Annotated in this window: 11 protein-coding genes and 1 tRNA gene; 10 read left to right on the top strand and 2 right to left on the bottom strand. The window is 37.8% G+C overall.

Annotated features, from left to right (window positions below):
* Window positions 1–511: 511 nt before the first annotated feature.
* Entirely contained in the window at window positions 512–1099 is a 588-nt protein-coding gene (gene clpP, locus ACIP9C_RS18470; RefSeq protein WP_024363901.1) for an ATP-dependent Clp endopeptidase proteolytic subunit ClpP, read from the bottom strand.
* Between the two features lie 307 nt (window positions 1100–1406).
* Between clpP and ACIP9C_RS18465 the strand changes: the two genes are divergently transcribed.
* The 4 genes from ACIP9C_RS18465 (at window position 1407) to ACIP9C_RS18450 (ending at window position 4295) form a co-directional block, all read left to right on the top strand.
* Window positions 1407–1481 (top strand) — tRNA-Arg (locus ACIP9C_RS18465).
* 504 nt (window positions 1482–1985) lie between these two features.
* Window positions 1986–2780 carry a basic amino acid ABC transporter substrate-binding protein gene (locus ACIP9C_RS18460; protein WP_401012931.1) on the top strand — a complete coding sequence of 265 codons (795 nt, stop codon included), beginning with the start codon at window positions 1986–1988 and terminating at the stop codon, window positions 2778–2780.
* Between the two features lie 91 nt (window positions 2781–2871).
* Window positions 2872–3576, top strand: a complete 705-nt coding sequence (locus ACIP9C_RS18455) for an amino acid ABC transporter permease (protein ID WP_401012929.1) — start codon at window positions 2872–2874, stop codon at window positions 3574–3576.
* A complete protein-coding gene (locus tag ACIP9C_RS18450; protein ID WP_401012927.1) occupies window positions 3573–4295 on the top strand; it encodes an amino acid ABC transporter ATP-binding protein in 723 nt (240 codons plus the stop codon). The genes ACIP9C_RS18455 and ACIP9C_RS18450 overlap by 4 nt, the downstream gene beginning before the upstream one ends.
* A 49-nt stretch (window positions 4296–4344) precedes the next feature.
* On the opposite strand, the gene ACIP9C_RS18445 is transcribed toward ACIP9C_RS18450, so the two are convergent.
* On the bottom strand, window positions 4345–4959 hold the full coding sequence (locus tag ACIP9C_RS18445) for a spore coat protein (RefSeq protein ID WP_340822526.1): 615 nt from the start codon (window positions 4957–4959) through the stop codon (window positions 4345–4347).
* A gap of 160 nt (window positions 4960–5119) precedes the next feature.
* Here ACIP9C_RS18445 and ACIP9C_RS18440 point away from each other — a divergent pair, with 160 nt between their 5' ends.
* The 6 genes from ACIP9C_RS18440 to ACIP9C_RS18415 all read left to right on the top strand — a co-directional run bounded on the left by ACIP9C_RS18440 (window position 5120) and on the right by ACIP9C_RS18415 (window position 11419).
* Window positions 5120–5701 carry a LemA family protein gene (locus ACIP9C_RS18440; RefSeq protein WP_401012926.1) on the top strand — a complete coding sequence of 194 codons (582 nt, stop codon included), beginning with the start codon at window positions 5120–5122 and terminating at the stop codon, window positions 5699–5701.
* Window positions 5701–6462 (top strand): TPM domain-containing protein, encoded by a 762-nt coding sequence (locus ACIP9C_RS18435; RefSeq protein WP_401012925.1) that lies wholly within the window; start codon window positions 5701–5703, stop codon window positions 6460–6462. Before ACIP9C_RS18440 ends, ACIP9C_RS18435 begins: the two co-directional genes overlap by 1 nt.
* Before the next feature lie 439 nt (window positions 6463–6901).
* Window positions 6902–9178: a S9 family peptidase gene (locus ACIP9C_RS18430; RefSeq protein ID WP_401012923.1), complete on the top strand. Its 2277-nt coding sequence runs from the start codon at window positions 6902–6904 to the stop codon at window positions 9176–9178.
* Between the two features lie 319 nt (window positions 9179–9497).
* Entirely contained in the window at window positions 9498–9734 is a 237-nt protein-coding gene (locus ACIP9C_RS18425; protein WP_401012921.1) for a glutaredoxin family protein, read from the top strand.
* Window positions 9735–10036: 302 nt separating this feature from the next.
* Window positions 10037–10159: a hypothetical protein gene (locus tag ACIP9C_RS18420; protein ID WP_255313811.1), complete on the top strand. Its 123-nt coding sequence runs from the start codon at window positions 10037–10039 to the stop codon at window positions 10157–10159.
* A 231-nt stretch (window positions 10160–10390) separates the two neighbouring features.
* Window positions 10391–11419, top strand: coding sequence for a sugar-binding transcriptional regulator (locus ACIP9C_RS18415; protein WP_401012919.1), 1029 nt, complete (start codon window positions 10391–10393; stop codon window positions 11417–11419).
* The last annotated feature ends 30 nt before the right edge of the window (window positions 11420–11449 follow it).

The following is an 11449-nucleotide window of genomic DNA, read 5'->3' as shown; positions in this document are numbered from 1 at the left end:
GCAAAATTAAAACTGAGTCCGGTACAATACCGAACTCAGTTTACCCAAGCTGCCTAAATGAAATAACCGTGTCTAACTTTTAGGGGTCACTTCATCACATGGACTTAGAGGTTTTTATCTGCCGCCATTGATTTCCGTTACGGTCGGCTGCTTTCCGCGGGCACACCGTAAGCCGCAATCCTCGCTAGCGCGTAGATTGTTGCGTCTTACGTTTTGTGCTGTTCCGCAGGAGTCATCGCTTATTCTAATTGTTTGAGTGCCTGGCACTTAGCAATGAAATGAGCTCCTAAAGTGAAAAAATTCATTCCGCTTTCCGCGGGCACACACATATTCCGCAACCTTCTTTAGCGCGCGAATTGTTGCGTCTCACATTGCATGTATTCCCAAAGGAGTCTAAGTGGATTTTTCCTTTACAAGTCATTGGCTAGCCTGTAAATTGTTTGAGAATTGTTTGAGTGCCTGGCACCCAAAAAAAACCGCTAAGTCACATGGACTTAACGGTTTTTTCTAATTAGCGTTCGTTGCGTACAAAAATATGGTCAATTAAGCCGTATTCTTTTGCGCGTTCAGCTGTCATGAAGTTATCACGATCAGTATCTCTTGAGATGACTTCTAGTGGCTGACCAGTACGCTCAGATAAAATACCATTTAATTTTTCACGAAGGAATAAAATGCGTTTTGCAGCAATTTCAATTTCAGTCGCTTGACCTTGTGCACCACCAAGTGGTTGGTGAATCATTACTTCTGCATTTGGTAATGCATAGCGCTTACCAGGTTCACCAGCAGCAAGTAGGAAAGCACCCATTGATGCAGCCATACCAATACAAATTGTTTGTACTTTTGGCTTGATGAATTGCATTGTATCGTAGATTGCCATACCAGCTGTAATAGAACCACCTGGTGAGTTAATGTAAAGAGAAATGTCTTTATCCGGATCTTCTGCTTCTAAAAATAGAAGCTGCGCAACGATTGAGTTTGCAACGTTGTCATCAATTGCACTTCCTAATAGGATAATACGGTCTTTTAGTAGTCGTGAATAAATGTCATAAGCACGTTCACCACGACTTGTTTGTTCAATAACTGTAGGAATTAAATTCATGTTAAATCCTCCTTAAAAAGCTAAATTCGATTACTTTTACTGAAATCATCCATTATATTTCAGTTGTAACCTTATCATACACATTATAGTCAGGGAAGGTCAAATATTAACGCTGATATTAAGAAATTAAATCCATAATAAAAATTAATATTTATAGTTGAATTATGGGCAATACGTTTGTATAATAGAAAGGTCGTAAGTTAAAGTACAGTACACTATTTTGCAGGTATGCTTCTACAATGAGGATTATCTACATGATGCTTTACCGTAAAGCCTAAGAGTGAGTACTTTTTTTTTATGTTCAATTGCCCTCGTGGTGTAATGGATAACACGTAAGATTCCGGTTCTTGCACTGGGGGTTCGATTCCCTCCGAGGGCGCCATTTACTGATTAATTGATTTACCTTTATAGCTCGTTTCTCCTGATAAGTAGCTTAGCAGCCTGCTTAGTGGAGAAAGAGAGGAATATGGTGGAAATCTGTCCCGTAGGCATTATTCCCATAATTATTCCTTTCTAAACCATCAAAAGCAATAACTCCAAAAAGTTTTTTAGTGAACATACTGATCGTGAGGCTAGCATGCTAGCCCAAAAGAAGAATCCTATCTGAGGGGATTCTTTTTTTGTGGCCAAAAATATCTAAAATTAGCATAAAAATCATCTTGAGATTGCATAAGTATACATTTTTCGACACGAATATTGTTTTTATTACATAATTTCTCTACGTTCTGTATAGTAAAATTCATTATTATGAAAAAATAATCACTTTTATGCGAAATCGTATTGTATATCAACTCTATTGACACTATAATTGACCTAATAGTCTAACATTTCCGAATTAATAAAAATGAATTAGTCGGAAAATATTAATTGTATAGGGGGAAAAACTATGAAAAAACGTTTTTGGACGTTATTGATGATTGTAGCAGCATTTACGCTAGTGCTAGTTGGCTGCGGTACAAAAGATGATGCATCTTCTGGTGACGCAGTTTCTGATGGCGGCGGTAAGGACAAAGTTTATAAGGTAGGTACAGAGGCTACTTTTGCACCATTTGAATCGATTGACGATAAAGGGAATATTGTGGGATTAGATGTCGATATTTTGCAAGCGATTGCAGACGAAGTGGGCATTAAAGTGGAATGGGAAAACATTGGTTGGGAGCCTGTATTCCAAACAATTAAAAATGGTGAAACACACATCGGTGCATCGGGTATTACTATTAATGAAGAACGTAAGGCTTCATTTGATTTTACAGAGCCATATTATGAATCTCAATTATTAATCGTAGTTAAAGAGGATTCGGATATTACGTCATTAGCAGATTTAAAAGATAAAAAGATTTCAGTACAAATAAATGCAACTGGTCACATGGCTGCGAAAAAATTACAAGGTGATGCAAGCACAAACATTATGGCATTCGAAAGCCAACCTGTTGCTATTCAAGAAATGTTAAACGGTAACGTTGATGCAACAATTGGCGATAATGCAGTTATTTACGAATATATTAAAGCTAACCCAAAAGCAAAACTTAAAGTAATTGAAGATGATGCATTTGAAAAAGAATACTACGGCTTTATGGTGAAAAAAGACAATACGGAATTATTAAACCTATTAAACGAAGGTCTACAAAAAATTAAAGACAATGGTAAATTAAAAGAAATTACTGGTAAGGACTTTAAGTAATGGATGATGCCGTTAGCCTAATCATGCTAGCGGCTCATTTGATTTATTAGCGTATTTAGTAGAGAAATTGATAGGGAAAGTAGGGGTTCTAATGGACATCTTTGATTTACGCTGGGACATAGTTTGGAACTACCGTGATATGTTTATCCGTGGTATTGGTATAACAATCATCTTAACGCTCAGTGGTTATTTTGGTGGTATTATTTTAGGCTTACTGTTAGGTTTAGGAAAAGTATCTAAAAATAAATTTATTTACTGGCCATGTAAACTATATGTAGATTTATTCCGTGGGACACCGATGCTAGTGCAAATTTTATTAATTCATTTAGCGGTTATCCCAACGATTTTTGGCCATTCATTAGGATATATGGTATCAGGTATTACCGCACTTGTATTAAACTGTGCAGCCTATAATGCAGAAATATTCCGTGCGGGTATTCAAAGCATTGATAAAGGACAAATGGAAGCAGCGCGTTCGCTTGGTCTAACACACAATCAAGCGATGAAAAAAGTTATTTTACCACAGGCTTTTAGACGTATGATTCCGCCGCTTGGTAATGAATTCATTGCATTATTAAAAGACTCTTCTTTAGTAACGGTTATTGCAGCGCCAGATATTTTATATGCAAGTAAAGTTGTGGCAGGTGCGAGCTTCCGTTTCTGGGAACCGTATATCGTAGCCGCATTACTATACTTGGTATTAACATATGTTGTAACAAAAGTAGTAGCATTTATCGAAAAACGATTCAGCAATAGCTATGTCCCTCGTAAAGCAGAAGGGAGAGAAGCAAGATGATTAGAATTGAAAACCTACACAAATACTTTGGAAAACTAGAAGTGTTAAAGGGCATCGATTATGAAATACATGAAAAGGAAGTTGTCTGTGTAATTGGACCATCAGGATCAGGAAAAAGTACCTTTTTACGTTGCATTAATATGCTAGAAGAAGTGACAGATGGTGCAATTTATGTAGAGAATGTGAAGGTAAATGGACCAAAAACGAATATAAATGCCATACGAGCAGAGGTCGGGATGGTATTCCAACAGTTTAATTTGTTCCCTCACATGAATGTAATTGATAATGTCACAATGGCTCCAATGCAAATTCGTAAAATGAATCGTGCGGATGCAGAAAAACTAGGCCATGAGCTACTGCAAAAGGTCGGTCTAGATAGTAAGGCTTACAACTATCCTGAGCAGCTTTCCGGTGGACAACAACAACGCGTAGCGATTGCAAGAGCATTAGCAATGAAACCAAAAGCTATTTTATTTGATGAACCAACTTCAGCACTTGATCCAGAAATGGTTAAAGAAGTTTTAGATGTTATGAAAAATCTAGCATCTGAAGGAATGACAATGATTGTAGTGACACATGAAATGGGCTTTGCACGAGAAGTAGGAGATCGTGTTGTGTTTATGGATGGTGGCTATATTGTAGAAGAAGGTACGCCAGAAGAAATCTTTGGCAACCCGAAAAATGAGCGTACAAAGGCCTTTTTAGGAAAAGTACTATAATGAAAATGGAAAACCATTCAAAGCGAAAGCTATGAATGGTTTTTTGCATTTAATGGAGGGGATTTGTAGTTGTCGCATAGGCATCAAGCATTGCACGCATATCTTGTTGCGTGTATTGTGGCACTTGATAATAGCCATGCTTATTTTGGTAAATAGATACTTCGTATGCCATCTCGATACAGTTGGGAATACTATCAGCAACAACACGGCGGACAACTGGATTTGTTGTTTCTGTCGCTGCAGCAGTCATACATTTAGCAGAACCTTTATGTGCACCAAGTAAGAAGCCAGAAATGACTTCATCATTTATCTCACTTGCATTTTGCATTGGCTTTTTCGGCTGTGAGGGCTTAATACCATATTGAAAGTTGTTCCCTGTCTGCATTTCATAGCGACCAGTTGGAACTGAAGGATCATGCCCTGTTTTAAAAGATTCCACAATCGTATTGTACATACCGAGCGTGAAATTGTATTGGTTATCCAAAATGCTAAGTAGTTCTGGATCTTTTACTTGCGGACGTAAAATAATGGATAGGTTTAGTCCAGCGATTATTTCGCCAATTGTTTCATGCATGTCCATAACTTCGTGTCCACCATGATTTAGGCTTTGTTGTTGGTTAGGTGTTGTTGCATCATTTGATTCATTATAAAAAGATTGTGACAAAAATAACGCCTCCTGAATTGTATAGTTTGTTGCAGTTTTTAGTATGTCTTGTTCGTCCTATTTCATACGATGTAAATCCGTTTGCATATATTTAGCATAGTGATGTTTTTTTGTAACACATTAGAGGTATAAGAAAAGAAAGTTAAGGGAGGATATAAAATTGAAAAAAGTACTTGGACCTGTGGGAATAATCATCATTGTTTTAGCTGTATTAGCTTTACTATTTATTCCAAAATATAATGGCCTTGTGACGGCGGAGGAAAATGTTGATTCGAAGTGGGCTCAAGTCGAAAATCAACTACAACGCCGCTATGATTTAATACCGAATTTAGTGGAATCTGTAAAAGGATACGCTAATCATGAGCAAGAAGTCATTACCAGTATTACAGAGGCGCGTGCACAGATGGGGAATGCACAAACACCAGAAGAACAAGCGAGTGCCAATGATGCGTTAAATGGTGCACTTAGTCGATTGCTTGTAGTCGTAGAAAATTATCCGAATTTAAAAGCCGATGCAAATTTCCGTCAATTAATGGATGAGCTTGCGGGGACAGAAAATCGATTAGCAGTAGCACGGGAAGATTATAATAATGAAGTACAAGGCTTTAATAAAAAAGTAAAACGCTTCCCAGGTAATATTATCGCAGGTATGTTTGGCTTCGATCAAAAGGAATACTTTAAGGCAGCAGCCGGAGCTGAAAAAGCACCTGCAGTTGATTTTAGTGATTCGGGTAAACAATAATGAAACGTTTGACAGTAACGCTTTTAGTTGCTTGTTTAATGTGGTTTGTAACTGCTAACAGCGCGCTAGCACAGTTGCCCACACCAATGAAAAATACGTACATTCATGATTTTGCGAATGTGCTTTCAACTTCTGTAAAGGAAGAACTCAATCATTATTCAGAGCAATTAGATAAAGGCACAGGTGCAGAAATAATGATTGTAACGGTGGATAGCATTCAAGGGCAAGAGGCTAAAATGTATGCAACGAAATTAATTCGTGCTTGGGGCATTGGAGATGCAAAGAAAAACAATGGTGTCCTACTATTGGCGACATTTGGGCAAGGACAAGGAAATAATGATGTAGTCATTGCTGTTGGCCAAGGTTTAGAGGGAGCGTTACCGGATGGGAAATTAGGACGTATGTTAGACGATGCTTTTTATCCATACGCGAGTAACGGTGAAGTCGATCAAGCATTTCAAGCGACATATGCTGAATTATTTCAAACTGTAGCAAAAGAATATAATTGGGATGGAGAGATGCCTACACAAGCAGTGGAGGATGAGTCGATGCCCAATTGGCTCTTTGTGTTACTAGTTATTTTAGTACTTGTTGTCATTATCTTCTCAAATGGTGGAGGCGGACCACGTTCTAGGGGACGCGGAGGTTATCCAGGAGGTTTTGGTGGCGGTTTTGGTAGAGGCGGTGGTTCAGGTGGCGGAGGCTTTGGAGGCTTTGGCGGTGGATCATCTGCAGGCGGCGGCGCCAGCCGAAAGTTTTAAAATTTTAAATGCCATTTTAAGTGTCATTTTAAGTGTCAGGCACCCAAACAATTCTGAAAACTGTAAGATATGTTTTTTATAACTAAGTAAAAATCCACGAAGACTCATGCGGGAACAGCACACGACGTAAGTCGCAACAAACCGCGTGCAAGCGAGGGTTGCGGCTTACGCTGTGCCAGCGGAAAGCAAAGTGGATTTTTATGCTTTAGAAGAACTAATTGTTTAAGTGCCAGGCACCGGAACAATTCTGAATACTTAAGAGTGCCAGGCACCCAAACAATTTATCAAAGGACTCTCCTTAATAGGAGGGTCCTTTTTCACTTGGATGAAAAGGATAAATAAATAAGTATTATCAATTATTGACAAATTAACTAATTTTGTTATAATTTCATTGTATCGACAAACGATATAACGCACACTGATATAAGGAGGAATTACTTTGAAAAAAAGATTTTTATCAGCATCTTTAGCGGTCATTTTAACAGCCTCTGTTGTTTATCCTGTTTCAGTACAGGAAGTACGCGCTGCTAATGAAACTAGCACTACTACTATTGCACAAGAGGAGCGCCTAACAGCAAAAGAATTTCTTGATTTAGCCGTAACATCTTTAACATTCCAACATGGCTCAGAATCAATGCGTCAAGAAGTAATTAATAAGTGGGTTAAAGACGGAGAATTAGAAAACCTAAGTAGTACGATTAAACGTAATGAAGCCGCACGAATTTTAGTGAGAGCTCTTGATAAAGAAGAAAAAGAAGTAACACTAGCAGACTATCTGGAAAAAGCAAATAAGCTAGGCTTATTTAATAGTATTTCAGAAAATAGTGATACAATTTCAAAACAAGACGCTACTAAAATATTTACTACATTTAAGAGTTTAAAAAATGGTGCTAATAACGAAGGTGTTAAAGAAATTTCTGTAGAGGATTTTATGAAAAATCCAGGAAACTTCGGCTATCAGCTTTCACCAGATGGTAATTACATTACGTTTGCATCAGCATGGGAAAACCGTTCAAATGTTTTTGTGAAAAAAATGAATGATGATAGTGAACCTGTTCGTGTATCTAATTCAAAAGATCGTGATATTGCTGGATTCTTCTGGAAAGATGATACGTTACTTTATGCTAAAGATAAAGGTGGAGATGAAAACTTCCACATTTATTCTTCTACATTTAATGGAACAGAAGAAAAAGATTTAACGCCTTATCCAGGTGTAACAGTAGCGGTATTAAGTGGATTACAAGGTGTTAAAGACGAGATTTTAATTATGATGAACAAAGAAGATGCAACAGTATTCGATGTGTACAAGCTAAATGTAAAGACAGGCGAAACAAAACATGTTGCAAAAAATCCTGGTAACATCGCAGATTGGCTAGCGGACCGTGATGGTAATATTCGTATTGCAGTTGTATCAGATGGTGTAGAAGGCATGATTCTATATCGTGATACAGAACAAGACGAATTCAAGCCATTTATTGAAATGGCAGCGGGCGATGAAGTAATGCCACTTGCGTTCTCTAAAGATAATAAGCATATTTACGCAACTTCTAATAAAGGTAGAGATAAAGTTGAAGTGGTGAAATATGATCTTGAAGGTAACGAAGAAGTCATTATGTCTAACGAAGAAGTAGACGTAGCGGGCGTATTATATAGTAGTGAGCAAGATAAAATTTTATACGGTGCATATGTAACAGATAAAGCACATTACCAATTCTTCGATGAGAAATTTGAGGAGCTGTTCCGCAAAATTCAAAACAAGCTAGGTGTTGAAGAAAGCGAACTAGGCATCAACGACTACAATAAAGAAATGACAAAATTCATCGTCAGCGTGTCTAGTGACACTGTGTACGGCAAATATTATTACTATGACTCTACTACAGATGAAATAACAGAACTAGCAACTTTAAGCCCTTGGTTAAAATCAGAAGAGCTTGCAGAAATGCATCCAATTTCTTATAAGAGCCGTGATGGTCTGACAATTAACGGTTATTTAACATTGCCGAAAAACAAAGAGGCTAAAGACTTACCGCTTATCGTGAATCCACATGGTGGTCCATGGGCTCGTGATATGTGGGGCTTTAACCCAGAAGTACAGCTACTTGCAAACCGAGGATATGCTGTGTTACAAGTGAATTTCCGTTCATCTACTGGTTATGGCAAAGAGTTTTTACAAGCTGGTAATAAACAATGGGGTCTGAAAATTCAAGATGATATTACAGATGGCGTTCAATGGGCAATCGATCAAGGTATTGCTGACCCTGACCGCATCGGTATTTATGGTGCATCATTTGGAGGTTACGCAACTTTAGCTGGTATTGCGTTTACACCTGATTTATATGCAGCAGCAGTTGACTATGTGGGTGTATCAAATATTTTCACATTGCTAGATACAGTGCCTCCATATTGGGAAACTATGCGTAACATGTTCTATGAGCGTGTAGGGCATCCAGAGAAAGACAAAGAACTGTTAACAGCAGTTTCACCAGTCTTCCATGTTGATAAAATTAAAACACCATTATTTGTTGCGCAAGGTGCAAATGATCCGCGTGTAAATCAGGCAGAATCTGATCAAATCGTTGAAGCTTTACGTGCAAGAGGTGTGGATGTAGAGTATATGCTGAAAGAAAATGAAGGACATGGCTTCCAAAACGAAGAAAACCGCATTGAATTCTATAATGCAATGGTGAAATTCTTTGATAGTCATTTAAAAAAATAACGATAATGAGGCTGTGCAGAAAGTTTACTTGCACAGTCTTTTTTCATTTAAAATAGATGAAGATGAATACGGTCGTTGATTTCTGCTGCGGCAATTGTTTGAGTGCCTGGCACTTCTAAAACGTAAAAATCAACTGCGCTTTCCGCAAGTACTGCGTAAGCCGCAAACCTTATTTTCGCGCGGATTGCCCACGTCTTACGTTGCGTGCGTTCCCACAGGAGTCTTCGCGGATTTTTACTTGAATAGTAATAATATCTTACTAGCAAAATTCAGAATTGTTTGAGTGCCTGGCACCTAAATAGGAAGGGGTTGTGTGTAAATGAACGTGACTTTTTTTAGTCGTTCGCATTGTGAGCTTTGTGTAGAAGGATTACGTACATTAAAGCTTGTTCAAGAAGAACTAGGTTTCTTAATCGACATCATCGATATAGAAAAAGACGATGCAGTACACGAAAAATATATGTTGATGATACCTGTAGTAGAAAAGGATGGAGAAGTCATACAGTATGGCAATTTAGACTATGTAACATTGATGGAACATTTGTGCAGTGAATAACCGATGCATCTATGAAATTATATAACACTTAAAAAATTTGTTATTCACCTAGTGAAGCGCGGATTTTTTTGTTTTCTTCTATTATATAATTAAACCTATAATTCACGTTATTCACAAATTGTTCAATGTAAGCGTTATGAATATGAACAGTTTGTGAAGAACTTCACACAAAGCTTTATTTTTGAAAAAATTGGAGTAGAATAGGAATCAAGTAAGAGGTTGTTATAAAACAGTTTATCAAAAGTATCACATTTTTACGTGGTTGTTATATTACAAAAATAAACTTAAAGGGAGATTTGACTATGTGGGTTATTACAGTATTTGAACAAAAGGACGTTCGTATTTTTGAATATACAAACAAAACGGAAGCAACAAAAGCTTTAGCAGGCTTCAAGAAAAACGCCGTGTTATCTTTCACAAAATAAAACCATGCAGTCCCGTAGCCAAATGAATTGGTTGCGGGATTTTTTATTTTTACAAGTAACGCTTTTTTTACAAACCTTTTGTCAATAGCGTATAAAGTGCGTAAAAGCAACCCATACCATTATTTACTTGCTCTTTTTTATAAAGCATATTATAATAAAATTACAAGTGGGACATAATTTTGTATAGTGGGATAAAAATTGTCCCATTAAAGTGAGAGGGAGTAGATATAGATGTTAACTGTACCTGAGGCACAGCAAAGACTACTTCCAGAAATGAATCCACTTCTACAATCGAGATACCGTATTTTGCAATCGGTTCAGTTAATGCAACCAATTGGGAGACGAACACTAGCGGATTCACTCAAGATGACAGAGCGTGAAATCCGTAAAGAAACAGATATTTTACGTGATCAAGGGTTATTAGATTCCCAAAAGTCGGGTATGGTATGTACGAGTGATGGTGAATTAGTTATTGAACAGCTTAGAGCATTAGTTTACGAATGGTCTGGTCTAACACAGCTTGGCAAAGCGCTCGAAAACCATTTAGGGTTACAGCATGTACTAGTTGTTCCAGGCGATTATAACGATGACGAAACCGTATTAACATTGCTTGGAAAAGAAGCGGCACAGCAATTTCTTTCGACTATTGCTAATGAGCAAGTAGTAGCTGTTACTGGAGGAAAGTCAGTCGCTTCGCTAGCGCAGTTTTTACAACCAGTCGATGCGCAGCACAATGTAACATTTGTTGCCGCTCGTGGTGGTATCGGACATGAAATGCAAATGCAGGCCAATACACTCGTTGCAACATTTGCTATGCAGATGGAAGCACAGTACCGAACATTGTTTTTACCCGAGCATTTAAGTGAACAGGCATATCAGGCAATGTTAATGGAGCCAATGGTTACAGAAATAATGGCTTATTATGACCGAGCTGATTGCGTTATTCATGGTATTGGCTCTGCTGAGGAAATGGCGATTCGTCGTAATTCATCGGCCGAAGATTTACGTATTCTCGAGGAAAAGGGTGCTGTAAGTGAGGCATTCGGCTATTATTTCAATGCCGAAGGAGAAATTGTACATCGTATTCGTACGATTGGCATTCAACTTGAACAAGTTGAAAAATGTAAGCATATTATTGCGGTTGCAGCAGGAAAACAAAAGGTGAATGCAATGCTATCTTACTTTAAGGTGGCGCCGAAGCAGACGATTTTTATAACAGATGAGGCTGCTGCGAAAGCAATCGCTGAACGTTTACTGTAAAAAATATATCAATAAAACATTATTGGAGGA

The sequence above is a fragment of the Lysinibacillus sp. NPDC093210 genome (assembly GCF_044753985.1).
Taxonomy (GTDB): Bacteria; Bacillota; Bacilli; order Bacillales_A; family Planococcaceae; genus Lysinibacillus.
Note: the sequence above shows the minus strand (reverse complement) of the source record. Positions and strands in the feature narration are given on the sequence as shown.

Excerpts from the sequence above, each read along its gene's own strand:
- ACIP9C_RS18435 (WP_401012925.1), top strand. The coding sequence starts at position 5,701 with ATGAAACGTTTGACAGTAACGCTTTTAGTTGCTTGTTTAATGTGGTTT.
- ACIP9C_RS18420 (WP_255313811.1), top strand. The coding sequence starts at position 10,037 with ATGTGGGTTATTACAGTATTTGAACAAAAGGACGTTCGTATTTTTGAA.
- ACIP9C_RS18455 (WP_401012929.1), top strand. The coding sequence starts at position 2,872 with ATGGACATCTTTGATTTACGCTGGGACATAGTTTGGAACTACCGTGAT.
- ACIP9C_RS18415 (WP_401012919.1), top strand. The coding sequence starts at position 10,391 with ATGTTAACTGTACCTGAGGCACAGCAAAGACTACTTCCAGAAATGAAT.
- ACIP9C_RS18460 (WP_401012931.1), top strand. The coding sequence starts at position 1,986 with ATGAAAAAACGTTTTTGGACGTTATTGATGATTGTAGCAGCATTTACG.
- ACIP9C_RS18450 (WP_401012927.1), top strand. The coding sequence starts at position 3,573 with ATGATTAGAATTGAAAACCTACACAAATACTTTGGAAAACTAGAAGTG.
- ACIP9C_RS18425 (WP_401012921.1), top strand. The coding sequence starts at position 9,498 with ATGAACGTGACTTTTTTTAGTCGTTCGCATTGTGAGCTTTGTGTAGAA.
- clpP (WP_024363901.1), bottom strand. The coding sequence starts at position 1,099 with ATGAATTTAATTCCTACAGTTATTGAACAAACAAGTCGTGGTGAACGT.